Annotated in this window: 27 protein-coding genes; 19 read left to right on the top strand and 8 right to left on the bottom strand. The window is 58.7% G+C overall.

The window, feature by feature from the left end:
- Positions 1–45: 45 nt before the first annotated feature.
- Both CQ011_RS07685 and pheA read left to right on the top strand, forming a co-directional pair.
- Entirely contained in the window at positions 46–372 is a 327-nt protein-coding gene (locus CQ011_RS07685; RefSeq protein WP_105676234.1) for a rhodanese-like domain-containing protein, read from the top strand.
- Positions 369–1,292, top strand: a complete 924-nt coding sequence (gene pheA / locus CQ011_RS07680; RefSeq protein ID WP_105676232.1) for a prephenate dehydratase — start codon at positions 369–371, stop codon at positions 1,290–1,292. The genes CQ011_RS07685 and pheA overlap by 4 nt, the downstream gene beginning before the upstream one ends.
- On the opposite strand, the gene CQ011_RS07675 is transcribed toward pheA, so the two are convergent.
- A complete protein-coding gene (locus CQ011_RS07675) occupies positions 1,289–2,320 on the bottom strand; it encodes a diacylglycerol/lipid kinase family protein (protein WP_286161126.1) in 1,032 nt (343 codons plus the stop codon). The genes pheA and CQ011_RS07675 overlap by 4 nt on opposite strands.
- A 53-nt stretch (positions 2,321–2,373) precedes the next feature.
- Between CQ011_RS07675 and serS the strand changes: the two genes are divergently transcribed.
- Both serS and CQ011_RS07665 read left to right on the top strand, forming a co-directional pair.
- A complete protein-coding gene (serS, locus tag CQ011_RS07670) occupies positions 2,374–3,651 on the top strand; it encodes a serine--tRNA ligase (RefSeq protein ID WP_105676227.1) in 1,278 nt (425 codons plus the stop codon).
- A 113-nt stretch (positions 3,652–3,764) separates the two neighbouring features.
- A complete protein-coding gene (locus CQ011_RS07665; RefSeq protein ID WP_105676225.1) occupies positions 3,765–4,595 on the top strand; it encodes an HAD family hydrolase in 831 nt (276 codons plus the stop codon).
- Here CQ011_RS07665 and CQ011_RS07660 read toward each other — a convergent pair whose 3' ends face one another.
- Both CQ011_RS07660 and CQ011_RS07655 read right to left on the bottom strand, forming a co-directional pair.
- On the bottom strand, positions 4,596–6,050 hold the full coding sequence (locus CQ011_RS07660; protein ID WP_105676223.1) for an HNH endonuclease family protein: 1,455 nt from the start codon (positions 6,048–6,050) through the stop codon (positions 4,596–4,598). It lies immediately after the preceding gene.
- 49 nt (positions 6,051–6,099) lie between these two features.
- A complete protein-coding gene (locus tag CQ011_RS07655) occupies positions 6,100–6,702 on the bottom strand; it encodes a hypothetical protein (protein WP_105676221.1) in 603 nt (200 codons plus the stop codon).
- 117 nt (positions 6,703–6,819) lie between these two features.
- Between CQ011_RS07655 and CQ011_RS07650 the strand changes: the two genes are divergently transcribed.
- Positions 6,820–8,001 (top strand): amidohydrolase, encoded by a 1,182-nt coding sequence (locus CQ011_RS07650; protein WP_105676219.1) that lies wholly within the window; start codon positions 6,820–6,822, stop codon positions 7,999–8,001.
- Here the strand turns inward: CQ011_RS07650 and yczE are convergent.
- Complete coding sequence (gene yczE / locus CQ011_RS07645) at positions 7,984–8,634, bottom strand: membrane protein YczE (RefSeq protein ID WP_105676217.1); 651 nt, start codon at positions 8,632–8,634, stop codon at positions 7,984–7,986. The two genes, CQ011_RS07650 and yczE, sit on opposite strands and share 18 nt — an antisense overlap.
- A gap of 13 nt (positions 8,635–8,647) precedes the next feature.
- Positions 8,648–9,250, bottom strand: coding sequence for a pyroglutamyl-peptidase I (locus tag CQ011_RS07640; protein ID WP_105676215.1), 603 nt, complete (start codon positions 9,248–9,250; stop codon positions 8,648–8,650).
- Between the two features lie 9 nt (positions 9,251–9,259).
- On the opposite strand from CQ011_RS07640, the gene CQ011_RS07635 reads away from it, so the two are divergent.
- Entirely contained in the window at positions 9,260–10,510 is a 1,251-nt protein-coding gene (locus CQ011_RS07635; RefSeq protein WP_286161125.1) for a DNA recombination protein RmuC, read from the top strand.
- On the opposite strand, the gene CQ011_RS07630 is transcribed toward CQ011_RS07635, so the two are convergent.
- Positions 10,507–10,998 carry a GNAT family N-acetyltransferase gene (locus CQ011_RS07630; protein ID WP_105676213.1) on the bottom strand — a complete coding sequence of 164 codons (492 nt, stop codon included), beginning with the start codon at positions 10,996–10,998 and terminating at the stop codon, positions 10,507–10,509. The genes CQ011_RS07635 and CQ011_RS07630 overlap by 4 nt on opposite strands.
- A 66-nt stretch (positions 10,999–11,064) precedes the next feature.
- Positions 11,065–11,544: an inorganic diphosphatase gene (locus CQ011_RS07625; RefSeq protein ID WP_105676211.1), complete on the bottom strand. Its 480-nt coding sequence runs from the start codon at positions 11,542–11,544 to the stop codon at positions 11,065–11,067.
- Between the two features lie 98 nt (positions 11,545–11,642).
- Between CQ011_RS07625 and CQ011_RS07620 the strand changes: the two genes are divergently transcribed.
- From CQ011_RS07620 to panC, 13 genes are all read left to right on the top strand, one after another.
- Positions 11,643–13,004 (top strand): D-alanyl-D-alanine carboxypeptidase/D-alanyl-D-alanine-endopeptidase, encoded by a 1,362-nt coding sequence (locus CQ011_RS07620; protein WP_105676209.1) that lies wholly within the window; start codon positions 11,643–11,645, stop codon positions 13,002–13,004.
- A gap of 9 nt (positions 13,005–13,013) precedes the next feature.
- Entirely contained in the window at positions 13,014–13,937 is a 924-nt protein-coding gene (locus tag CQ011_RS07615; RefSeq protein ID WP_105676207.1) for a zinc-dependent metalloprotease, read from the top strand.
- Complete coding sequence (gene tilS / locus CQ011_RS07610) at positions 13,934–14,875, top strand: tRNA lysidine(34) synthetase TilS (RefSeq protein ID WP_105676205.1); 942 nt, start codon at positions 13,934–13,936, stop codon at positions 14,873–14,875. The genes CQ011_RS07615 and tilS overlap by 4 nt, the downstream gene beginning before the upstream one ends.
- A gap of 66 nt (positions 14,876–14,941) precedes the next feature.
- Positions 14,942–15,493: a hypoxanthine phosphoribosyltransferase gene (gene hpt, locus CQ011_RS07605; protein WP_096254304.1), complete on the top strand. Its 552-nt coding sequence runs from the start codon at positions 14,942–14,944 to the stop codon at positions 15,491–15,493.
- Positions 15,494–15,600: 107 nt separating this feature from the next.
- The gene (gene ftsH, locus CQ011_RS07600; RefSeq protein WP_105676203.1) at positions 15,601–17,526 is read left to right on the top strand and encodes an ATP-dependent zinc metalloprotease FtsH; all 1,926 of its coding nucleotides are present in this window, start codon (positions 15,601–15,603) and stop codon (positions 17,524–17,526) included.
- Between the two features lie 10 nt (positions 17,527–17,536).
- Positions 17,537–18,115, top strand: a complete 579-nt coding sequence (gene folE, locus CQ011_RS07595) for a GTP cyclohydrolase I FolE (RefSeq protein ID WP_105676201.1) — start codon at positions 17,537–17,539, stop codon at positions 18,113–18,115.
- A gap of 5 nt (positions 18,116–18,120) precedes the next feature.
- Complete coding sequence (gene folP, locus CQ011_RS07590; RefSeq protein ID WP_105676199.1) at positions 18,121–19,023, top strand: dihydropteroate synthase; 903 nt, start codon at positions 18,121–18,123, stop codon at positions 19,021–19,023.
- Positions 19,010–19,843, top strand: coding sequence for a 2-amino-4-hydroxy-6-hydroxymethyldihydropteridine diphosphokinase (gene folK, locus CQ011_RS07585; protein ID WP_105676197.1), 834 nt, complete (start codon positions 19,010–19,012; stop codon positions 19,841–19,843). The genes folP and folK overlap by 14 nt, the downstream gene beginning before the upstream one ends.
- On the top strand, positions 19,840–20,301 hold the full coding sequence (locus CQ011_RS07580; protein WP_096254299.1) for a DUF3180 domain-containing protein: 462 nt from the start codon (positions 19,840–19,842) through the stop codon (positions 20,299–20,301). The genes folK and CQ011_RS07580 overlap by 4 nt, the downstream gene beginning before the upstream one ends.
- Complete coding sequence (locus CQ011_RS07575) at positions 20,270–20,767, top strand: PH domain-containing protein (RefSeq protein ID WP_105676195.1); 498 nt, start codon at positions 20,270–20,272, stop codon at positions 20,765–20,767. The genes CQ011_RS07580 and CQ011_RS07575 overlap by 32 nt, the downstream gene beginning before the upstream one ends.
- The gene (locus CQ011_RS07570) at positions 20,764–22,092 is read left to right on the top strand and encodes a PH domain-containing protein (protein WP_105676193.1); all 1,329 of its coding nucleotides are present in this window, start codon (positions 20,764–20,766) and stop codon (positions 22,090–22,092) included. Before CQ011_RS07575 ends, CQ011_RS07570 begins: the two co-directional genes overlap by 4 nt.
- Before the next feature lie 4 nt (positions 22,093–22,096).
- Positions 22,097–22,963: a Rossmann-like and DUF2520 domain-containing protein gene (locus CQ011_RS07565; RefSeq protein ID WP_105676191.1), complete on the top strand. Its 867-nt coding sequence runs from the start codon at positions 22,097–22,099 to the stop codon at positions 22,961–22,963.
- Positions 22,964–22,971: 8 nt separating this feature from the next.
- Entirely contained in the window at positions 22,972–23,835 is an 864-nt protein-coding gene (panC, locus tag CQ011_RS07560) for a pantoate--beta-alanine ligase (protein WP_105676189.1), read from the top strand.
- Here panC and CQ011_RS07555 read toward each other — a convergent pair whose 3' ends face one another.
- Positions 23,836–24,798: an NAD(P)H-dependent flavin oxidoreductase gene (locus tag CQ011_RS07555; protein ID WP_105676187.1), complete on the bottom strand. Its 963-nt coding sequence runs from the start codon at positions 24,796–24,798 to the stop codon at positions 23,836–23,838.
- Positions 24,799–25,131 lie beyond the last annotated feature (333 nt).

The raw sequence follows: 25,131 nt of genomic DNA, 5'->3' as shown, positions 1-25,131 counted from the left end.
GGATAGTCTTATAAGCAAACACCCAACCAGAGAGGAAAGCCAACCATGAGCGACTTTGAGACTGTGCAGGTCACCGACGTACCTAAGGACGCATTGATCTTGGACGTCCGTGAGGACTTCGAATGGGAAGCAGGCCGCGCGACCGGCGCCAAGCACATTGTGCTCGGTGAATTGCCTACCCGTGTCGAGGAACTGGACCCCGACGTTGATACCTACGTTATCTGCCGCACCGGTGGCCGCTCGGCACAGGCTGCCGCGTGGTTGACCGGCCTGGGCTATACCGCGTTTAATATCGCCGGTGGTTCCGATGCCTGGCTGGAAGCCAAACTTCCGATGGATGCCGACAACGGTGCGGAACCTACCGTTCGATGAAATATGCCTATCTAGGCCCTGCGGGCACCTTCACCGAGGCGGCCTTGCTACAGATACCCGGAGCCGGGGAATGCGAGCGGATTGCTGCCAGCAGCGTTAATAGCGCACTGGATATGGTCCGCTTAGGGCAGGCAGACGCCGCGATGGTCCCGATCGAAAACTCGGTAGAGGGCGGAGTTTCGGCCACATTGGATGCCATTGCTGCCGGGGAATCGTTACAGATTGTCGCCGAAGTGCTGGTCCCGATTAGCTTCGTGTTGGCGGTGCGCGAGGAAATTACCTCGCTCGAACAGATCCGGGAGATTTCCACTCACGGACACGCTTGGGCACAGTGCCGGCATTGGGCGGAAACAAACATTCCCGCCGCCAGTTTCACCCCGGCCTCATCCACTGCTTCCGGTGCGCTGGGTCTATTGGACCCAGAAACTCACCACGATGCCGCGATTTGCTCACCCTTGGTGGCGCAGGAGAAAAACCTCAAGGTGTTGGCGCGCGAGGTGGAAGATCACGCCGGGGCGGTAACCCGCTTTATCCTTGTCACGCGGCCTGGAGCCATTCCGGCGCCAAGCGGTGTGGATAAGTCAACGCTGATCTTGCCGTTGTCCGAGGATCGGCCCGGAGCGTTGATGGAGTTCCTGGAGCAGTTTACCGCTCGTGCGGTGAACCTTTCGCGGATCGAGTCACGTCCTACCGGCGCGGGGCTCGGGCACTACTTCTTCTCCGTAGACGTTGAAGGTCATATTGCTGAAGAACGTGTCTCCGCGGCGCTCGCCGGATTGCACAGATTGTGTCCAGAATTGCGCTTCTTGGGATCTTACCCGGCGGCGCAGGGCACCCGCCCGTTCATCGATACGCACAATTCAGATAGTGCGTTTGCCGAATCCCGGGCGTGGGTGCAGTCGCTCAAATCGCGGCTCTAAGGGGTACGAATACGCAGCGACGAAGGGCTGACGGTAACTTTCAGCTCGTTGACCTGACCTGTTGGGTCGCCGTCGATCTGTGTATTCATAGGTTCCGCGCAACGCAATGAGACCTCGGTGGTCTGGTAGAAACCCATCACCGGGATCTTGTTGCGCGAGCGGAAGGCGGTCTTCAACAAGATCCAACCCCAGCCGGCTGCCGAACGCGGGGAGAGTACTACGGCATCGAGAATTCCGTCGTCGATCTTGGCGTCCGGGACAAAGTCCACGCCCTGCAGCTTGCCGCAGTTGGCGAAAAGCACGGAGCGAACCTTACGGGTCTGCCAGGCTTCATCTTCGGAAAGCTTAAATTCGACCCTTTTGCGTTGTCCCGGAAGCTGGCGCAAGCCGGCTTCCGAATATGCCAGCCAGCCCACCTTGGACTTCAACTCTTCGTCGGTATCGTCAAAGAGGTCTGCGTCGGTACCGACACCGGCGATCACCAGGAATGCATGATCTGCCTTAGTGCCATCGAGCAGGTTCAGCTTCATATGTCCCACATCGATGCGTCGCACCATGCCCCGCACGGCGATTAGCGCGGCGGTGTGCAAGTCATCAAGCGGGACCTCAATATTACGCGCCAACAGGTTGCCGGTACCTAGTGGAAGCAGTCCTAGGGTGCAATCGGTGCCTTCAAGTACCTCTCCGACGGCGCGAATCGTGCCGTCGCCACCGGCCGCAATAATTGTGTCGCATCCGGCATCGATCGCCTTTTGAGCAGCTTCTTGACCCGCGTTTTCGGGGGTGGTTTCAAAAACCAGTGGCTCTTCCAGCCCCGCTTCTGCGCAGACATGCTTGACCGCCTCAAAGGCCTCGTCAGCACCTGACTTGGACGGATTAATGACTAGTCCGACCTTCTTAGACTCGGATTGCTCCTTGATCGAAGGCTCTTTGCTGATCGGTTTGCTCGTGTGCGAAAGCTTACGCACGGAGTACCCGGTAACGCCCGCAAGTACTGCCGCGGCGCCGGCTACAGAAATTAAGATCACGCGGTTTGTCTGCATAGTGCTCTCATCGTACTCAAGATTGCTACGCTTAAGATGTGATCGACCTGAAAATGCTCACCGATAATCCGGAAATGTACCGCGCCTCGCAACGCGCGCGCGGTGCCGACGAAGCGCTAATCGACCAGCTTATTGAGGCTGATTCGGCGCGTCGCGAGACCATAAGCACCTACGAGCGCCTGCGCGCGGAGCAGAATGCCTTCTCCAAGAAGGTTGGCGCCGCTAAGGGTGAGGAACGCACAGCACTGCTGGCGGAGGTCAAGGAGCTGGCGACTTCCGTGAAGGCCGCCCAAGCTGCCTCCGACGAAGCGGCTGCTAAGTGCACCTCATTGCAGCGCTCCATCCCGAACCTGATCGCCGATGGCATCCCGTCCGGCGGTGAAGACGACTTCGCCCTGGTGAAGACCGTCGGCACCCCGCGCGACTTTGCCGCCGAGGGTTTTGAACCGCTGGACCATCTGCAGATCGCCGAGAAACTCGACGCGATCGACATGGAACGCGGCGCAAAGGTCTCCGGTTCACGCTTTTACTTCCTCAAGGGCATCGGCGCCCGCCTGGAAATTGCGATGATGAACATGGCTCTGGATCTTGCGATCGAGCGTGGCTTCATTCCGATGATCACCCCGACATTGGTCCGCCCAGAAACTATGCAGGGCACCGGCTTCGACGTCGAACACGACGACGAGATCTACAAGCTGGAGCGCGACGACCTTTACCTGGTCGGCACCTCCGAGGTGGCGTTGGCCGGTTACCACGCCAATGAGATCATGGACCTTACCGATGGTCCGATCCGCTATGCCGGTTGGTCCTCCTGCTACCGCCGTGAGGCTGGTTCCGCGGGTAAGGACACCCGGGGCATTATTCGCGTGCACCAGTTCAACAAGCTCGAAATGTTCATTTACACCACGGTCGAAGAGGCCGCCGGAGAACACGAGCGCTTGCTGGCTATGGAAGAAGAAATGCTTGGACGCATGGAACTTCCTTACCGGGTCATCGATACCGCAGCAGGTGACCTCGGCATGAGTGCCGCACGCAAGTTCGACTGCGAGGCTTGGGTACCAACGCAGGGAACTTTCCGCGAATTGACCTCGACCTCGAACTGCACGACTTTCCAGTCACGCCGACTGAATATTCGTGAACGCGAAATCGTCGACGGCAAGCCGGGCAAGACGCGCGCGGTTGCTACCTTAAACGGAACGCTCGCCACGACCCGCTGGATCGTTGCGATTCTGGAAAACCACCAGAACCCGGACGGCACGGTCAACGTGCCTAAGGCACTGCAGCCTTATCTTGGTGGACTCGAAATCATGAAGTAAAGCGAACGTCGACCGGCCCCACAAGGCCGGTCGATTTTCATTTAACCAGCCGTTCACCTGCCATTGTGCTGTGGCTCATCGTAAAATTTACGTAGCAGTGGTTCACTGGAACTATGACAATTTTGACTAAGACCGGCAACGACGACCGGCTAGATGACGACAAGTTGATGATTTGCCTCGATGTTGACGGGACGATCGTCAATCATCAGGGACTGATGAGTGCACGCGTGCGTGAGGTTGCCCGCGAGGTAGTGAAGGCCGGGCATGAGGTAGTGATTTCTACCGGCCGGTCGCTTGGTGCGGCTGTGCCGCTGATGACCGAACTGGGTATCGACCACGGTTACGTGGTGGCAAGTAACGGTGGCGTGCTAGCCCGAGTGCGCGGCAATGATGTTGAGGTTTTGCACCGTGAAGTTTTTGATCCATCGTTGGCCCTGGCTGCCTTGATGCGCCAGCTTCCTAATGCTAAATATGCCGTGGAAAATGAACTCGGCGAGTTCCTCTCCAGTGATGTGTTTACCGATGCGAGCTTTGGTGCCACCTCCAAGGTGGTCGAATTTGACGAATTACTGCGCAGCAAGGCGGTGCGTGTAGTGGTCTTCTCCACAGATGCCACCGCCGAGGACTTTGGTCAGGCAGTACATGGGCTGGGGCTTTCGGGCGTAACCTACTCGGTGGGTTGGACCGCATGGTTGGATATTGCAGCCGAAGGTATTACCAAGGCCAGCGGACTGGAGCGTCTGCGCACCGAATTAGAGTTCGAATCGTCGCAGACTCTTGCCGTGGGTGATGGACGAAACGATATCGAGATGTTGCAGTGGGCTGGGCGCGGTGTCGCCATGGGCCAAGCTCCAGAAGAAGTCAAGATCGTTGCTGATGAAGTGACTGCTTCAGTGGATGAAGACGGCCTAGCGATCGTCCTAGAAGGACTCTTGCAGGATTAGTCAGGGCCCGGGGCTGCTTGAATCTTGCTGGGTATGTAGCCTGCGCTTCACCCGACGTATCCATTGTGAATCACAGATCAACTGTGGAAATGGATTATGTGCGTATCCCGTTGCCGGTGGTGCGGTGGAGCGATAGGTCATCGAGGAGCCGGGGTTCACACGCATAGTGTGAGGCCCCTTGAGCGCCACAATTTCAATCCACCCCGGACTCTCCTTGGCCTTATTGCATGATGAACACCGACCATCTGCATTGTCTACATCTGTGGGGCCACCCAAATGATGCTGCAATACGTGGTCAATTTCCGTGATCTTGCCATCGCAAAATGGGGTGCGGCAATGCCTGTCACGAATTTTTACGAAGCGGCGAAGTTTTTCCGGGAAGATACGAGCCTTGGAATCCATGGCGATTAATTCTTTATCCCCGGGTGCCGTATAGAGGCGAATAAGGTCGGGTAGCGTCTCTAACCGATCCAAATGGTCGTCGGCTTTGCCAGCTTCCATTTGAGCGAAACTCAGCTCGTTTGCGATAGCGCTTCCGGCAATGAGCTCCCGCGCGTACTGCGGCGGAACGTAGCCATAACCTTCCATATAAGCAGGTTCCCGGTCGCCGAGGAAGAGCGTCTTGTCGGTCATGATTAGGCCGACATGCAACTGAATCGGTAGTTTTTCCGGACGACCTGCGAGTAGGTAAGTGCACAGAAGGTCCGCTTTGATCTGTTCCCTAGTGCGGGGATCTCCAAGTTGCTTCAAGCGGTAAGACTCCTGCTGCAGGTGCATCTGTAACGCTGTGCCGGAGACAACTGGCAGTCTGCCGTTGATGAGAACGCAGTCCTTTCCCCTTTTGAGGTGAACGTAGCGCTTGGAATCTTGCTGTTTCATTTTTAGACATTGCTCATCGGAGGCGAAGTCTAAGGTGAAACGTTTTACAGTTTCGCCAATCTGCTTTGGCCCCTGAGACTCAAACATTTCCGGATTGTCCCGGAAAGCAGCATCAAATTCGGCGCGACGTTCGGCTTTGACCTCTTGCAGTGGCGTGAGGATCGCCAATATTTGCTGCTCGGTGAATTTGCCTTGCGCAAAGTGCTGCCGGAGGTAGGGGGTGTCTTCTGCCAAGACTCGACAGTTGACCAAGTAGTTTCGAAATCCGTTGGGTGCCTGTTGCCGGGCTAAAGCCACGGCGCTTGCTGCCCCGCGGGTGAGGTCGTTGCAAGAGGTTCCAAGGTACTCATTCTCGCGCACGATTTCTTTTTCGGCCTGATAGCTTTCCGCTGCTTGTTTGCTACGAAGTCGAGCGATTTCTTTTTCGTAGTTCGCAATTTTCTGGAAATGTTTAGCGGCCGCACGTTGCGCGTTGCTTTGAGTTGGCTCGCGCCGCGGTGAAGTCACCAGGTCATTTGCGACCGGGTAAAACTCTGCTTGGGGCGGGCGATTCCTTGGCGCCATTGCTTCGGACATACCTCTATTATACGCTTCTTGTTCGAAAATGTCTTCGAATATTTTTGCTTTAAAGCTGGTCGGCTAGCTCCAGCAATCGTGCGATTCCGCCGCGGGCGTCGATCTCATCGTGATATCCGGAGCGCACGATGGCGGCCGAGACAGCTTGCGGAGTGACATCGAGAACCTGCGCAATGGCCTTCTGCTGGCCGCGCACCCCGGGGGTCAGTAGATCCACCACGGCCCATTCGGCGGCGCTACGCGTGCGCACGGACTGGCCGAGCAGGCGTAATAAGCCTTCGAGCTCAAGGTCGAGGTCTGGGTCTCCGCAGGACACGGAGATAGGTACGCGTTCGCCGCGGTGCGTGGCCGCTTCTAAGGCACCCAACGCGCGACGCTGAGCCTTGCCCTCGACCAGGTCTGCCTGCGCCGGCACAGGCTCGTAGAGCGTGCCTACGCCGAGCCCGATGTGGCAGAAGTTCAGCCTGGCGCAGCGCATGATCGCATCGATGGCGCCGTGGGCATCGTGCGGGACTCCGAGCAGTAACTGACCGCTCAGTGCCATAAACGGCGCGTGGGTGTGCACCTGATCTAGCTGGTCCCACAAAAGTTCGGTGGCCGCCTGCACGTCGGTGACGGAGCGCGGCTTAGGGCTGAGCGCGAGGACAAACATGGTTTAAGTATTGCCCGAGGTGCGCGGTTTGTCCTGTAACCGGCGAACATGACGTGTTTTCTTTCGCCGACGGGGTAGCGGGCATATATTGAGAACTGTCTGCCGAAAGGGAACTGTATGGAAACCGCACGCGAGGTTCTGGCCGAACTCGACACCGAACTTGAGTCGATTCATGAAACTTATCGGGATCTGCACCGGCATCCCGAACTCAGTCTGCAAGAGACCCGCACCGGTGCGCTGGTGGCCGGCAAGCTCGAAGAATTTGGCTATCAGGTGCAACGTATCGGCGGCACCGGGGTAGTTGGCGTGCTGGGCAATGGTCCCGGGCGCACAGTACTTGCTCGTGCGGATATGGACGGGCTGCCGGTTTCTGAGGCCACCGGGCTGGACTACGCCTCACAAAATGACGGGGTGATGCATGCCTGCGGGCATGACGTACATGTGACTGCGTTGCTCGGTGCGGCAAAGCTGATGGCCGAGCACCGCGCTAAGTGGTCCGGAACGTATATTGTGCTCTTTCAGCCGGCCGAGGAAACCGCGCAGGGTTCGGCGGCGATGATTGCCGACGGCCTGGTCCACAAGATCCCCGCACCCGACGTAGCCTTTGCGCAGCATGTGATGCAGTTACCGGCCGGTGAGCTACAAACGGTCACTGGCCCGGTGCTTTCGGCCGGAGACTCGATCCGCATTACCGTGCATGGCGCCGGCTCTCATGGGTCGACGCCGCAATTGTCGGTGGATCCGGTGGTGCTGGCCGCCTCGATTGTGATGCGCTTGCAGGCGGTGGTCTCCCGCGAGGTGGCTCCGGGAGAATTTGCGGTGCTCACCATCGGTTCGCTCCAGGTGGGCACGAAGTCCAATATCATCGCCGACCGGGCCACGCTGCTGCTGAACTTGCGCACCTATGACAACGCCGTACGTGACACGCTGATCAACGCGGTTCAACGGATCGTGCGTGGTGAATGCGCGGCCGCCGGATCGCCGAAGGAGCCCGAGTTTGAATTTTACGACCAGTTCCCGCTGACCACCAACGATCGGCCGGTGACCGCACAGGTGAGTCAGGCATTTGAAAAGTACTTCGGGCAGGTGGGCACCGCCAGCAGACAAAGCGCCTCGGAGGATTTCAGTAGAATCCCGGATGCCTTTGGGATCCCGTACACCTTCTGGCTGTTAGGCGGAGGGACTATGGTGGGAAACCACTCGCCGCTGTTCGCCCCGGTACTCGAACCGACCCTGACCCGCGGTGTGCAGGCCATGGTGCTCGCCGCGCTGAGCGAGCTGTCAGTTGACTCGCTCTAGCTTGCCCGGGGCCAACTTGATGATGGTGAAGCGGAAGAAGAACTGCGTGGAGGGGCCGATCAACAGCGCGTAGGCCACGGTGCCCAGGCCTACCGGGCCGCCCAGCAGCCAGCCGATGCCCAACACCAGCAGTTCGATACTGGTGCGCACCAGCCGGATGCTTAACCCGGTGCGCAGATGCAGCCCGGTCATCAGCCCGTCGCGCGGGCCGGCCCCAAAGTGGCTACCGATGTACATGGCGCCGCCCAGCCCATTGATCAAGATCGCGGCGATGAGGCACAAAATTTGCCAGCCCAGCCCGGAAAACTCGGGCAGGATCAGCAGGAAAACGTCCAGCGCCACACCGATGACAAAAACGTTGGCGATGGTGCCGACCCCGGGCCACTGCTTCATTGGAATCCAGGTCAGCAACATGATCACCCCGACGATGATCACGATGCTGCCCAAGGAGAGTGGCACGTGGTGGCTGATGCCCAGGTGGAACACATTCCACGGGTCAACACCGAGATTTGCCCGAACCATCAACGCCATCGCCAACGCGAAGAGCAGTAGCCCGACGAACAAACTAGCTAAACGCAGCGGGACTCGGCCGGCGGCAAACTGCTGGCGCGGGGAAAGGTTTGTCAGGCTCATAGGTTAACCGTAACTAGCTACGGGGCGCGTAGTGAAAACAAATGTCCTGAAGATACTGAGTTAGCGAAGCCGCCAGCTGCGCCACGGTCAGCTCGCTGTCCACCGGGGCGCCGGCGTCGGTCTCCGCGCCAACTAGTGCGCGCTGCTGGTTCGGGCGTACCGCAGGCACGTGAATGAACTGGGCAGGTAGCGCTAAACCATAGGCGTGGTAGGCGATCTTGTTGCAGACAAAACGACCGGCATCCTCGCTGAACGAAAGCTCACTGGGGACCGTGAGCGTGGCAGTGCGCCGGGCAGGGCCCGCTGGCTCGATGCGCTCGCCGTCCGGTTGGGCGCCGTCGTTATCGGCGATGCGCGCGCTCATCTGGTTCACCGCAAAGCGTTCCAGGTTGATCTGCCGGCGACCCCCGGCCTCGCCCAAAAGCACCAGCACATCGGGCACGTGCATCGCAATCAGTTCATCGAGTACCTGAGCGCTGCGCTTAAAAGAGACCGGCAGCGCACCGGTGTGGATCCGGTGCCCACCCACCGTCTGTGGCAGAAGCTTCAGCGTTTGCTCGCTGGCATTGCTGGTATCGGCGCCGAAGGGCTCAAACCCGGTAACAAGAATGCGCATTAACCCATTATGTCCCAAGGCGCTGGTAGTGATGGGTACATGAATATCGTCTTGTTGCTGCTCAATATCTTCCTCGTGCTTTGCACCATGGTGCTACTGGTGCGTCGTACCGGAAACGTGGATCAAGACTCGATCGCCGCCAGAGTGCGCGCCACCCACGGCGAGTTACGGCAGGATCTGGGGGCGCAGCGTGGAGAACTGCGTGAATCATTGGGCGAGGTTCGCCGCGATAATGAGGCTCGGTTGGAGACGATCCGCGCCACCGTGGATGACAAGATTAGTTCGCTGAGCCAGTCCAATCGGCTGATGCACAGTCAACTACAAGCTGCATTGCGCGAAGAGTTGGAACTGCTGCGCGTCGGCAACGAGGCAAAGCTCGAAAAAATGCGTGAAACCGTCGACGAGAAACTGCAGGGCACGCTAGAGAAACGGCTCGGTGAAAGCTTCGAACTAGTGAGCAAACGGCTCGAAATGGTGCAACAGGGCCTGGGTGAAATGCAGAACCTCGCAGCCGATGTTGGCGGGCTTAAACGGGTGCTGACCAATGTGAAAAGCCGTGGCACCTGGGGCGAGGTGCAGCTCTCACGTCAGCTCGAAGATATTCTCACCGCGGAGCAGTATGCGCAGAACGTGGTGATCAAACCCGAAACCAGGGACAGCGTCGAATTTGCGGTGAAGATGCCGGGCCATGATGAAACTCCGGTGTATTTGCCGATCGACTCGAAGCTGCCGCAGGAAGACTATGAGCGGCTCTTGGATGCCCAGGAATCGGGTGACAAGGAAGCCATCGAGAAGGCCAGCAAGGCGCTGGATCGGGCAATTGTCGAGCAGGCTAAATTGATCTCATCCAAATACATCGCCCCACCGTACAGCACCGATTTTGCGATCATGTATCTGCCCACCGAGGGGCTCTTTGCCGAGGTCGTGCGTCGCCCGGGACTGGCCAGTAAACTGCAAACCGAACACCGAGTGCTGGTCACCGGGCCCACCACGCTGATGAGCCTGCTCAACTCGCTACAAATGGGGTTCAGAACCCTGGCAATCGAAGCGCGCAGCAGCGAAGTATGGCAGGTACTTTCCGCGGCGAAAGCCGAATTCCGCAAATATGGTGATGTGTGGGACAAGCTTGGCAAACAGCTATCGGCGGCGCAAAATACCGTGCAAAGCGCTGGAACACGCACCCGTGCGGTGGAGCGAACGCTGCGCGAAGTCGAAAACCTGCCCGATGAGCCAGTATTGGAAACCGCCCTCGGTCTTTAGCGACGTAACTTAAATCCCACGTGCGAGGCGCTGAACCCCTGTCGCTCATAAAAACGGTGTGCGTCGGCCCGTGAGCTATCCGAGGTGAGTTGGATCAGGTCGGCGTTGCAGGCGGGTGCGGCCTGGTCAATGACCCAGCGCAACAGTGCCGTGCCAAGCCCGCTAGAGCGCTGCTCCGCGCGCACACGCACCGCCTCGACATTAAGCCGGGTGGAGCCGCCCCGAGAAATTCCGGGAATCCGAGTCAGCTGCAACATGGCGATGATTTGGTCACCTTGCACACCAACAATGAGCTCATTTCCGTGATCCGCGATGATCTGTGCCAGTGCGCGTGCATAACCGGCATCGTGCGAAAAAGGTGCCTCGCGGCTAGCGCTGAGTGGGTCATCGCTGAGTAGTTCCAGCAGCTGCGCTAAGTCGCCCGGTTCGGCGCGGCGCAGTTGAACCAGCGCGGTCAGCGGTGTGGGCAGTACAAGTGCGTCGAGCATCTGCGACCTTTCGAGAGGGGTTAACAAAGGGTGGGCACCGTCATGGTGCCCACCCTTTGATCGTACTTAAGCCTTGAAGCGCTCGATGGAGCGTGCCAGCTCGGCCTCGGCAGCCTCTCGGCCTTCCCAGCCCTCGGCCTTAACCCACTTGCCCGGTTCCAGGTCCTTGTAACGGGAGAAGAAGTGCTCGATCTCCTTGATCAAGTACTCATCCATGTCTTCAAGTTCCTTGATGTGATCAAAGCGCTTGTCGGTTGGGACGCAGAGTAGCTTCGCATCTCCACCGCCATCATCGGTCATGTTGAATACGCCGATAGGGCGCGATTCAACGATGACGCCAGGGATCAAATCGACGCCTGGGATGAAGACCATGGCGTCCAAAGGATCGCCATCTTCGCCTAGCGTATCGTCGAAGTAACCGTAGTGGGTTGGGTACTGCATGGCAGTAAAGAGCACACGGTCCAGGCGCAAGCGGTGGGTCTCGTGGTCGATCTCGTACTTGACGCGTGATCCCGTTGGGATCTCGATGGTCACGTCGTGGCGCATAAAAAGCACACTCCTAAACTAGTCTTAGGGATATCCGCTAATAAGCGTAGCGCCCCTAAGGGATTAAGTAGCTAAACTTTCGAGAGGAACCTGCTCACATGAACATTGCCTTCCGACGCGTCATGACGCTTGGAGCGGCGCTGTTAGCAGTGGTGGGCATGGCCACGGCGATGTTCCTCTCGCCTCGGACCTTCACCGGTGAGTCAGCCGCACATTACGTGAGCGCGCAGGGAAAAGCACCGGAGACACAGCCGGTCACCGTGAAGGATTTGAACCCCGAAGCGCCGGTTCCCGATCAGGCAAAACTTACCGCGCAACTGGACGCGATCCTGACTACCAAGCCCGATAAGACCTCATTTAACGCACAGGTGGTCGACGTTGCTAGCGGCCAGATGCTCTACGACAAAAACTCGCAGACCCCCGGAACTCCGGCCTCAAGCTTGAAAGTTGCCACCGCGGTGGCGGCCTTGGATACCTTCGGAGGGGATCACCGGTTAGCGACCAGTGTCTGGTTGGACGGGGATACCTTGGTGCTGCGTGGCGGTGGTGACGTGCTGCTCGGTGATGGTCAATCGAATCCGGCACATCCCAAAGGGTATGCGGGGCTAGCAACCTTGGCGGAGCAGACCGCTAAGGAGCTCAAGGCGCGTGGGGTCAGTGAAGTAAAACTTTGGTTAGACGATTCACTATTCGGCGACGCGCAGGTTAATCCGGCGTGGGACAAGTCCTTGTTCACCTCGAACAATATTGGCGACGTCTACCCGATAGCGCACTATGCCGGACGTGCCACCGAGAGCACCCGCTCGGCCTATCAATCAGATGCTGCGCAGCAGGTGCGCAAGGTGTTTAGCGCAGCGCTGAGCCAAGAGGTTCGGGTCAGTGAAGGCGGCCGCGGGGCTTACGGCGGCGGGGAGCAAATCACGCAAGTACTCTCCGCACCGCTACGCGATCAGATTAAGCACATGTTGCTGGTCTCGGATAATTACCTCACCGAAACCATGGGTCGACTCGTTGCGGTGAAAAAAGAGCTCGACCCGAAGCAGGCCGGTCTGGCGGTGCAACAGGTCGCCGAGTCATATGGCGCAACTGGCATATCTTTGGTGGATGCCAGCGGATTAGCGGCTAGCAACAAGATTTCACCAGCCGCGTTGACCACCTTATTGCGTGCAGCGGCCACCAGCGGCAAACCTGAACTGCGCGAACTGGTGTATTCCCTACCGGTAGCCGGCTACAACGGAACACTGATGAATCGGCTGACTTCGGAACAAACGCTGGGTCTGGTGCGTGCCAAAACCGGGTCACTGTCTGGGGTGGCCACACTGACCGGAATGACACTCACCGAGGACGGTCGACTGATCGCCTTCAGTATTTTTGCCACGCAACCTGACGGAGCGTTGGCGCCCCATAAACAAACTATCGACCAGGCAGTCACCGCCCTGCGCGGATGCGGTTGCCGGTAGGAGAGATTCATGAGCCAGTTCATCGATTGGGACCTCGCGGTCGGCACGGCCAAAACCTTGATGCCCGCCGGACCGGCACTCAGCGGAAAACAGGCGGCGCGAATCGTCGAGGAGCTGCGTATCGCCGCCGGGCAGGGGTTGCACGAGGCGGAGAAAATCTCGAAACTGACCAGCACCGCACCCTCACAAACCCTGGTGGTGGACCGTGGCGGCTGGGCTAAGGCGGTCAGTCAGAACTTCGCGGCGATGCTTCCCGAGCTACCAAACACTCCCAGCGCGTTACCGCTGATCGCCGGCGCCGAGCTCGGCGCGGTACTCTCCATTCTGGGCACCCGAGTGCTTGGCCAGTTTGATCCTTTCGCTGGCCCCAGATTGCTACTCAACGCCCCAACGATCACCCAAATCCGTGGCGAACTGAACCTAAATGCACGCGATTTTTACCTATGGATCGCCACCCACGAACAGACTCACCGGTTGCAGTTTGAACACGCCCCGTGGATTCCCGTGGTGATGAAGCAGATTCTCGCCGAGGTTTTTGAGCCCTTGGGTGAGAAAACAAACTCAATGAATGACATCGGTGCACGGGTGAAATCCATGCGTAGTGAGGTCGGGGAACTAACCAGCATCATGTCGGTGCTTGAAGGCCATGCCATGGTCGTGATGAACGATGTTTCAAGCATCGCAAGCATCAAGACCATCCAAAATCGCTTTACCGCCCGAGGCAAAAATCGTTCACCATGGGCCACCTGGATTGGCAAACTGCTGGGCATGGACGCCAAGGCGCGCCAGTATGAGCGCGGCGCGAAGTTCGTGCGCCACCTAGTTGATGAGATCGGGTACGCGGAATTTAACACTATTTTCGGTGCCCGCGAGCTGTTCCCGAGTTCCGAAGAACTCGATAACCCCGCGCTCTGGCTGGCCCGTACTCGATGAGTCGACCCATCGATCTGGCCCGCAACCAGATCAACCGGCTCGCGGAGCCGCACACCTTGCTGGGCATCTCTGGCGGGGCCGACTCGATGGCCCTGGCGATTGCCGCTAGTCAGCTACTGCGCGATACCCGCTTTGGGGTGGTGATCGTGGATCACGGCCTGCAACCAGGTAGTGACCGGGTAGCGCAGCGTGCCGCGAGCCAATGCACCGAACTGGGTTTCGAACAGGTACAGATCAAAACCGTGAGTACCAGCGGTGACGAGGCCTCGGCGCGAACCGCGCGTTATGCCGCCTTCGAACAAGCCCTGAGCGAATCCGGGGCGCAACGCTTATTGCTGGCACACACCAAGGATGATCAAGCCGAACAGGTGCTCTTAGGAATTCTGCGCGGATCTGGTACTCGAACGCTGGCCGGTATTCCGCCCATCCGCGGCCGCTACGCGCGGCCGCTACTGGAACTAACACGAGCCGACACCGAATCGATCTGCCGGCGGGCCGCGGTCGATTATTGGGAAGATCCAAGTAATACGGACACCGCTTATCGACGGAATCACATCCGCCACACAGTGCTCCCATTTCTGCGTGAGCAACTTGGTGGGCAGCTGACCGAATCGCTGGCCCGCACTGCGCGGCTGGCGGCCGCGGATGCCGAGGCGCTGGAGGCGTGGTCGCATCAAGCCTGGGAACAGTCACGCGGAACTCAGGGTTTAAACCTGCGAGTTCTTCACAGTTTTCCGCCGGCAGTTGGCTCGCGGGTACTGCGCCTGGCGGCTATCGAGGCCGGGGCACGGAACCTGAGCAGCGAACGAACTTCGGCTCTCTGCGCGTTGGCCGGGGTGGGAACGAATAAGTCACGTTCCGCCGGTCCGGTGCAGTTAGACGGGAAAATTAGCGCGTTTCGGCGCTCGTCGGTGATAGTTTTCACCACCACCGGATGAACAACACTAAACTAAATGTGGCACTCTAGTTGAGTACCCCACCTTTCAAGAATCAGGAGAACCCTCGTGGATTCGAACACTGTCAAGGCCGATCTGGCGCATGTCCTTTATACCAAGGAAGAAATCCAGGCTCGTATTGAGGAGCTGGCAGCGCAGATCGATACGGATTACGAGGGACGCGACATCCTCGTGGTCGGCGTGCTTAAGGGTGCGGTGATGGTCATGGCTGACCTCGTCCGCGCGCTGAAGTCCCACCTGTCCATGGACTGGATGGCGGTCTCCTCCTACGGTTCGGGCACCCAGTCCTCCGGCGTAGTTCGGATCCTGAAGGATCTGGACACCGACCTGATGGGTAAGCACGTGCTGATCGTTGAAGACATCATCGACTCGGGCCTGACCCTGTCGTGGTTGAAGGCGAACCTGGAATCCCGTGGCCCAGCCTCGGTAGAAATTTGCACCCTGCTGCGCAAGCCGGAAGCCGCAAAGGTAGAAATCGACGTGAAGTACGTCGGCATGAACATCCCGAACGAATTTGTGGTTGGTTACGGTCTGGATTACGCGGAAAAGTACCGCAACCTTGATTGCGTGGGCACCTTGGCTCCGCACATCTACGAGTAGGGAACTTTTAACGCCACTTGGGCGTTGAACTGTATCGAAGGTGGCGTTGCCCGGACGCCGGCAGAACGCGTGAGGGGGATGCGGAAGGTACGGGACCTTTCGGATCGATGAAAACTAAGAAGATTTTTAACAGCTGGATCATTTGGGTCCTGGTCGGTGTCACCGCAATGGTGTTGTTCTTGCCGATGGTATTTGGCAACGGTTCGGCAAGCGTGGATACCTCCGTAGGGCTGAACCAACTAACCAGCGGTAACGCCACCGAAGCGAAGATCTTCGACGGAGATCAACGAGTAGACCTGACCCTGCGCGACGCGCTCAACGTCGACGGGGTGGACAAGGGAAAGAAGGTTTCCTTCTACTACTCCATTCCCCGTGCCGATCAAGTGGTCGACGCGATGAACGAAGCCAAGCTGAGCAAGTTCACCGATCAGCCGGTGGAAAACAACTGGCTGCTGTCGATGCTCGGCATCATCATCCCCTTTATCCTGATCGCAGGCATCTTCTGGTTCATTCTGGCGCGTAGCCAGGGTGGCGGCTCGAAGGTGATGCAGTTCGGCAAGTCCAAGGCGAAGCTCATCACCAAGGACATGCCACAGGTGACCTTCGTGGACGTGGCCGGCGCGGACGAGGCGGTGGAAGAACTTCATGAAATTAAAGAGTTCCTCCAAGAGCCTGCGAAGTTCCTGGCCTTGGGCGCGAAGATCCCGAAGGGCGTTTTGCTCTACGGTCCTCCGGGTACCGGTAAAACCTTGCTCGCCAAGGCTGTTGCCGGCGAAGCACAGGTGCCGTTCTACTCAATTTCGGGTTCCGACTTTGTTGAAATGTTCGTCGGCGTTGGCGCCTCACGCGTGCGTGACCTGTTCGAACAGGCTAAAACCAACTCGCCGGCAATTATCTTCGTCGATGAGATCGACGCCGTAGGTCGACACCGTGGTGCCGGCATCGGCGGCGGCAACGACGAACGCGAACAGACGCTGAACCAGCTGCTGGTCGAAATGGACGGCTTTGATGCCTCCACCAACGTCATCCTGATCGCGGCGACCAACCGTCCGGACGTGCTTGACCCGGCGCTGCTGCGACCGGGACGTTTTGACCGTCAGATCCCGGTAGAAGCACCTGACCTCGCCGGCCGTGAGCAGATCCTGAAGGTTCACTCGGCGGGCAAGCCAATGGATGCGACCGTTGACATGCATGCGGTAGCGAAGAAGACCCCGGGTTACACCGGTGCCGACCTGGCCAACGTACTGAACGAAGCGGCGCTGTTGACCGCGCGTTCGAACGCAAACCTGATTGACGACCGTGCGCTGGACGAAGCTATCGACCGTGTGATGGCCGGACCGCAGAAGCGTACCCGCCTGATGGACGAGCACGAGCGTAAGGTCACCGCGTATCACGAGGGTGGCCACGCGCTAGTGGCCGCTGCGATGAACCAGACCGCACCGGTCACCAAGATCACCATCTTGCCGCGTGGTCGCGCGCTGGGTTACACCATGGTGGTTCCGGAATCCGATAAGTATTCGGTGACCCGTAACGAACTGCTGGACCAGATGGCTTACGCCATGGGTGGCCGCGTCGCCGAGGAAATCGTCTTCCACGATCCGTCCACCGGCGCGTCTAACGATATCGAGAAGGCTACCGATACCGCCCGCAAGATGGTCACCGAGTACGGCATGAGCGAGAAGGTCGGCGCGGTGCGTCTGGCTTCCTCGGCGGCCGCACAGGGCATGGGTACCGCCACCCGCGAGTTCTCCGAGGAGATGGCGCACCTGGTGGACGAAGAGGTGCGCGCGCTGATCGAACAGGCGCACGACGACGCGTACTCGGCGCTGACCGCGAACCGTCACGTGCTGGACCGTTTGGCGCTGGCCTTGCTGGAACGCGAAACGCTGAACCAGAAAGAAATCGCGGACTTGTTCGTCGACCTGGTTAAGCGCGAGAAGCGTGAGGTTTGGTTGAGCAATGATGCACGTCCGGTCCACGAAGAAGGACCGATATTAAGTCCAAAGGAGCGCGCGGCGCAGTCAACCGACTAGTATCGAAGTCGTGATTGAAGAGACGAAGATCGACCAGCCGCGTATTGCCGCCGCGGTCCGCGAAATCCTTGAAGCCATTGGCGAAGATCCGGACCGCGACGGTTTGCTCGATACCCCCAAGCGGGTAGCGAAGGCCTACGCAGAATTTTTTGCTGGCTTACATCAGGACGCCGCCGAGCACCTGTCCACCACCTTTGACATCGAACATGATGAGATGGTGTTGGTGAAGGACATTCCGTTCTACTCCACCTGCGAGCACCATCTGGTGCCGTTTTACGGGACCGCGCATATCGGTTACATCCCGGGCAAGGGCGGCAAGGTCACCGGGCTCAGTAAGCTGGCGCGCCTGGTCGAGGTCTTCGCCCGCCGCCCGCAGGTCCAAGAACGTTTGACCACACAAATCGTTGACGCTCTGGTGGAACACCTAGAACCCTCCGGCGCGATCGTGGTGATCGAATGTGAGCATATGTGCATGTCGATGCGCGGGGTGCGCAAGCCCGGAGCGAAGACGGTCACCAGTGCGGTGCGCGGCCAGCTGCGTGAAACCGCGACGCGTGCCGAAGCCATGAGCCTAATCCTCGGAAGGTAAAACCTATGTCACTTGGAGCTATCCCGGGCACCGGCCCGAACACCAGTCCGTTGTCAGTGGTCCGTAAGTCGAAGCGCAAAAGCTTCGCAGAGCTGCCTACCGGGCGTACCTTGGTGATGGGAATCTTGAATGTCACCGAGGATTCTTTCTCCGATGGCGGGCAGTATCTGGCCATCGACAAGGCGCTGGACCACGGCCTGAAGTTGCTGTACGCCGGAGCCGACATTATCGACGTCGGCGGTGAATCTACCCGCCCCGGAGCCAAGGATGTTGATCCGGCTCTGGAGCAGGCGCGGATCATTCCGGTCATCGAGGCGTTGGCCAAAGCCGGTGCGGTGATTTCCGTGGACACCATGCACGTATCTACCGCCCGCGCGGCAATCGCTGCCGGGGCGCACCTGATTAACGATGTTTCCGGGTTGACCTACGAATCGGGTATGCCCGAACTGATCGCTGAAACCGGCGTCCCCTACGTACTCATGCACCGTCGCGGTACCGCCGCGGATATGGTGCGCGAGGCGAACTACACCGACGTGGTCACCGAGGTGGTGGCCGAGCTACGCACGCTACGCGACGAATTTGTGGCCAAGGGCGTCAAGCCAGAACAGCTGATCATCGATCCGGGATTGGGCTTCGCCAAGGATGCGGCGCATAACTGGGCGTTGCTGGCGAATCTGGCGGCGGTCGAAGAACTAGGTCACCGCGTACTGGTGGGCACCAGCCGCAAGCGTTTCCTCGGCGAACTACTGGCCGATGGTGGCACCCCGCGTGAACCACTAGGACGCGATGGAGCCACCGCTGCAACCACCGCGCTGGCAGCCCGCGACGGCGTCTGGGCGGTGCGTGTACACAATGTGGCAGGCAGCCGCGACGCGCTGGAAGTCGTGAAGGCTTATGGATCGAATTAGTATCGACGGAATTTGCGCCACCGGCTATCACGGAGTCTTCGACTTCGAGAAGCGCGAAGGCCAGGAATTCCGCATCGACGTCGTGCTCCACGTGGACATCACCCGAGCCGCGCTCAGCGACAATGTTGCTGACACCGTGGACTACGGTGCGGTGAGCCAGTTGGTTGTCGAGCAGATTAAAGCCGGCCCCTGGGATCTCATTGAAAAGCTCGGCCTGCAGATCGCCGAGGCAATTTTGGGCACCTGGCCGACGGTGGCAACCGTAGATGTGGTGGTGCACAAACCACAGGCGCCGATCCCGGTGCCTTTCTCGGATGTTTCAGTCGCCTTGACCCGGCACCAGCAGTTGCACACCGCGATTATTGCGCTGGGTGCCAACCTTGGCGATAGCCAAGGCACCCTGCGCGCGGCGATCGAAGAACTTGCCGAGCATGTGCAAATTTTGGAAACTTCCCCGGTGGCGATCACCAAACCCGTGGGCGGACCACCGGATCAGCCCGATTACACCAATCAGGTCATCAAGGTGCGCACCACCCTAGGGCCTCACGAACTACTAGATTTAATTCAGCGTATCGAAGCGAATCATCACCGTACCCGCCAGGTGCGCTGGGAAGCACGCACGCTGGATTTGGACCTGATCACCTATGATCAGCTTGAACTAGACGATGAGCGCTTGACCTTACCTCACCCGCGGGCGCATATTCGCGGGTTTGTGCTGGCTCCGTGGAGCTGGATGGACGCCGATGCGGTACTGCACGGACAGCTGGTTTCCCGACTCGCTCAGTCGGCCGCGGACACCAAGGACATCGTCAGGCTATGAACCGGCTTAAGTTGCGCACGCTGATCTGGTGCATGCTGCTTGGTGGCGTGCTGGGCTGGGTAACGTTACGCCTGCTCACCGCCGCGGGCAGATTCTCCCCGGTGCTGGACTACACGGCACTGTTCTCCCTCGGGGCGGTTTGCGCGGTCATACTTTTTCTGGGTATTCGGGTCAAACGCTCCACGCTGGGCCGATCGCATATTGATCCGATAGCCGCCGCCCGTACCCTAGTGCTCGCCCAGGCCGCAGCCTATGCCGGCGCATTAATAACCGGCTGGCACCTAGCCCCGCTGATTACCTTAGTGTTCGTTTCCGGACCGAGCCCCACGCTGACTCGTGCGCTGGTACTGGCCGGCTCCGGGATACTGATGGTGATCATCGGCTACATCGTTCAGCACCTTTGCAAACTACCGCCCGAGGACACCGATGAAAACACCGATGGAATCGTTACCGAATAATTTCACCGCGGTAGACCCCGACTACTTCAAGGTTAAGCTGGTCAACTGGTCGATCCAGAGCAGCTGCTACCTGCTGGTCGCGCTACTGCCGTTGATCCTGCGCCTGTGCGGCCTCCTCGTGCCCTGGTGGCTGGTGATCGTGCCCCCGATACTCGTCATTGGGATTGCGCTGCTGGTTCTGCGGATCCTGCGCCGTCAGGTTCGAGCCCTCGGTTACCAAGAACGAGCCGAGGACCTCATGGTCCGTTCCGGGGTGCTGTGGCGTAAACAGCTGGTCATTCCCTATGGGCGGATGCAGTATGTGGAAGTGACCTCTGGCCCGGTGGAACGCCGTTATGGTCTGTGTAAGCTGACGCTGAATACCGCGGCCGGCGCGGCCACCGCTGTTATTCCGGGGCTGCGAGCAGAAACCGGTGAGCAGCTTCGTGAACGTTTGGTCGCGGCCGGCGAGGCGAACCTGCTGTGAATGAGTGGCAGCGAGTACACCCGGCAAGTCCCTTTGTGCACGGCTGGCTGGCCATCGTCGGGTTGTTGTGGGTGTACTGGCAAAATACCGACGAGTTGTCCTGGGAGGACCGGTTTTCCGGTAGTCGGCTGACCTGGACCGTGGCCATCGGCTCGGCAGCGCTGCTATTGGTGCTCATCTTTTATGCGCTGTCGTGGTATTTCACCCGCTACAAGATCAGCGAAACTCATGTCTACGTGAATTCCGGAATGATCTTCCGCAGCCAAAAACAGGCACGCATCGACAAGGTGCAGGGAATCGATATTGCCCAACCCTTGGTGGCGCGCCTGCTGGGATTAGCCGAGCTGCGCTTTGATGTGGCCGATGGTTCAGCCTCGGTGATGCGCCTGTCATTTTTACGTAAGGCCCACGCGCACCAGTTACGTACCGAAATCCTGGCCTTGGCCCAGGGAGAGGTCGCCGCGCCGAGCGAACACGCGGAACAGGCCGAGGCCATGGAACCGGTTCCGCTGATGGCCAAGGTGCCAGCCGGACGCCTGCTTGCTTCCTTGCTGTTGCGCGTGCCGACAATCATCGGGTTGCTCGGAGCGCTGACCGTGGGGATCGTGAGTATCACCGGCAACGGAGCATTTGTTGCCGGCCTGCTGCCGATTCTGCTCGGCTTTGGCGGTTGGTTCTACAAGGAGCTAAATAACTCCTGGAATTTCAGCGCCAGCGCCACGGATACCGGGTTGCGGATCAGTCATGGGCTGGCCGATACCAAACAACAGTCTTTGCCTGCAGGGCGCGTGCAGTCGATCCAGGTCAGCTCGCCGGCCTTTTGGCGACTACTTGGTTGGTACCGGGTAGAGGTCAATGCGCTGGGCGTGGGTGATGAGGAATTTTCAACCCTCTTGGTGCTTCCGGTCGGCGATTTTAATGCAGTCACCCAGGTGATGGGGATCTTGCTACCGGACCTCGGCGCGGAAAATCAGCGCGAGGTCCTGTTGACTGCCATCACCACCGGCACCGCACACGGTTTTATCAATTCACCGCTGCGAGCCAAAACGCTTTCCCCGGGAGCTTGGAAACATCAGGCTTTTCTTGCAACACCAAATTGTGTCATCACGCGCTTCGGCTGGCTCTCGCGCAGTGCAGCCTTCGTGCCGCACAACAGAATCCAGGGGATGGGTTGGCAACAGGGTCCGTGGGAACGTCGCCACGACCTTGCCGGGGTCAGACTGTATAGCGCCGGTGGCACGATTATTGGGTACCTGCATCAGCTAGACGCGTCGGTAGCCAGCGAATTTTTTGCGGCGCAAGCGCAGCGCCAGGTTGAAAGGTAGCCCCATGGACGCACCACGCTTAGGTATTGGAATCATCTCCGCCGGGAAGGTGGGAGTTGTTCTTGGCACCGCGCTGGCGGCCTCCGGGCACCGCATCACCGGAGTCCACGCGGTCTCCGAAGCCTCTCGAGAGCGTGCCGACGCGCTGCTTCCGGGAGTTCAGATCCTCGATCCGGCCGAAATCTTGCGACGCAGCGAGCTGGTGATCTTTGCGGTTCCAGACGACGTGTTGGGTGAACTCGTTCAGGGGCTAGCCGCAGGCGGGCACTTTGTCACCGGGCAGCTGGTGGCGCACACCGCGGGGCGGTATGGCATTGGGATTCTGGAGCCCGCGATAGCAGCCGGGGCCTTCGGTCTGGCGATCCACCCGGCGATGACCTTCACCGGAATGTCTATGGACCTGCACCGGCTGACCGACTGCGTTTTTGCGGTCACCGCAGATGAAATCATGCTCCCGGTCGCGCAGGCACTGGTGGTGGAGATGCGTGGGGAGCCGGTGGTGATCGCCGAGCAAGATCGTGTTAGTTACCATGCGGCGCTGGCGCATGCGGCAAATCATTTGAACACTATTACCGCGCAATCCGCTGATATGTTGCGCCGCATTGGCGTGGAGGATCCGTCGGCTACCCTGCGTGCTTTGATGAGTGCGAGTCTGGACAATGCCTTACGCTCCGGGGCTTTGGCATTGACCGGCCCTGTGGCCCGCGGCGATGTAGGTACCGTGCAGGCGCATCTTGCCTCAATGGCTAAAGACCAACCAGATACCCAAGACAGCTACCGCAGCCTGTCCCGGGCTACCGCCATGCGGGCCGCGGCTCTTGGCCGAATTTCTCAGGCCACGCTCCAAGAATTGTTGCAGGTTCTAGAATAGAGTCCGTGATGACCCCAATGATTGTTCATACTCGCGAAGAGCTGAAGTCTGCGATTGCGCATGCCAACCCGAAGTCCTTGGGCTTTGTCCCTACGATGGGGGCGTTGCACGAAGGCCACGAGCGGCTTTTTGACAAGGCGCGTGCCGAAAACGAGTTGGTTGTCATCTCGATTTTTGTCAATGAACTGCAGTTTAATGATGCGCAGGATTATGCCAACTATCCGCGAGATCTGGATACCGATCTCGTTATGGCTACGCGTGCCGGGGTTGATATTGTCTTTGCGCCATCGGCCGAGGAAATCTACCATGCTGGCAAACCGCTCATTCAGTTACACAGCGGCATCTTGGGTGAAATGTATGAAGGCGCCTCACGCCCCGGACACTTTGATGGAATGCTCGCCGTCGTTGCAAAGCTTTTGCATCTGGCCGACCCTCGGCAGGGCGAATATCGCGCATACTTCGGGCAGAAGGACGCACAGCAACTAGCGCTGATTCGGCGGATGGTGGCAGACCTGGATTACCAGGTGGAATTATGTTCGGTGCCCATCGTACGTAGCGCCAAGGGTCTGGCTCTCTCCAGCCGCAACGCGTTGCTCAACGCCGAGCAGTTGGAAGCAGCATTAGTTCTGCATCGCGCGATCGAATTAATTGCTTCGCGCGCGGCACGCCATGAACCACTAAATATCGACGATGCTTTGGGTCTGTTCCAAATGGAACCCGCTGTACAGCTCGACTACTTTGTAGTGGTAGATCCCCATACCCTCCAAGAGCTGGCGTTCATCTGCCAGGACACACCCTTTACCGGTGAAGCTCTCATCTTGGTGGCGGCAAAGGTTGGCGGCGTGCGGTTGATCGACAACCAGCCGATCTAATTAGCCGAAGCGCCGTGCAGTCTGTGCCAAGATCTGCCGGAATTGCGTTAGTTCTTCCATGATCTGTGCAGCGCTTTGCTCTCCCTGGACGAACTCGACAGCTTCACCGGCATACACGGGAGCCATGGCAACCTGCGCTTGCGCGCGGGCAGTTAGCATCTGTTCACGCAGGGGATCATCGGCAACGACTTGAAGCCCAGCGATATCCCCGGACCAACGCTGGCTGAAGTCGTTGTCTAACGCCCGACCGCCAAACTCTTCGGCCCAAGGTAGCTGCTGAGCGATATCAAATGCTCGGGTGTAGACGGTGTCATCTAGGCCAGCTGCCAGTACCGCAGCCTTAACGTTCTGATGCCCGCAGGATTCCGTACAGGCCAAAAAGCGTGTCCCTATCCAAGCTGCCTCGGCTCCTGCCGATAGGACAGCGGCAACTCCCCGTGCGGTGCCGATGCCGCCAGCTGCGATGACGGGCTTACGATTCTGCGCGGTTGCTAACTGAAGTAGTGAAAGAGTTCCTGCTTCGTTGCGGCCGTGGCCGCCTCCCTCACCGCCTCGCGCGATGACAATATCGATATCATCGTGCATTGCACGAGCTAAATCCTTGGCGTTTCCAACCTGCATGGCGGTTAGTACCCCAGCCTCATGGGCTAGCGCGGCACTTCTCGTGGGATCTCCGAAACTCAGTACGACCAATGAGGGGTCGTAGTTGAGGAACGTTTCTAACGGGCTCAGGTCGTTTTCTAATGACCAAGCCATGAAACCAACTCCCCAAGGAGAATCAGTTGAGGCAAGGTGCGCTGCCTGAGCCGAGATCCATTCTTCGGTAGGTGAAGCAGGGCAGCCGATCATCCCAACCCCGCCGGCGGCGCTCACTGAGGCGGCCAGCTTACCGCCAGCGGCTCCGGCCATCGATGCGTTAAAGATTGGTTCACGGTATCCGAGGAGTGTTTGAAGGTCGCTCATAAGCCCAGATTAGAACAGGGATCTGAATGTGACCTAGAACGCGGCCCCCCGATTTGTGCGAACCTGAAAACCTATGTATAGTTTTTCTTTGTTGCCGAAACGAAAACAACGTGGAATACATGAAGAATTCACTCGGTAGCAAAGAGCTTTTCACAAGGCGTTTCGACTGGTTATGACCGGTTCACGAAACATGCTAGAGTTGAAAAGTTGCTCCGGAGCGAAGCAGTCACCGAGTTTTGGTGGTTGTGGTGTCGAGAGTGTTTGTTGTTTGAGAACTCAATAGTGTGCCAAGTTTGTTGATACCGAATTATTTTTAATTTGGTGGATATATAA

The sequence above is a fragment of the Arthrobacter sp. MYb213 genome (genome assembly GCF_002979915.1).
Lineage (GTDB): Bacteria > Actinomycetota > Actinomycetes > Actinomycetales > Micrococcaceae > Glutamicibacter.
Note: the sequence above shows the minus strand (reverse complement) of the source record. Positions and strands in the feature narration are given on the sequence as shown.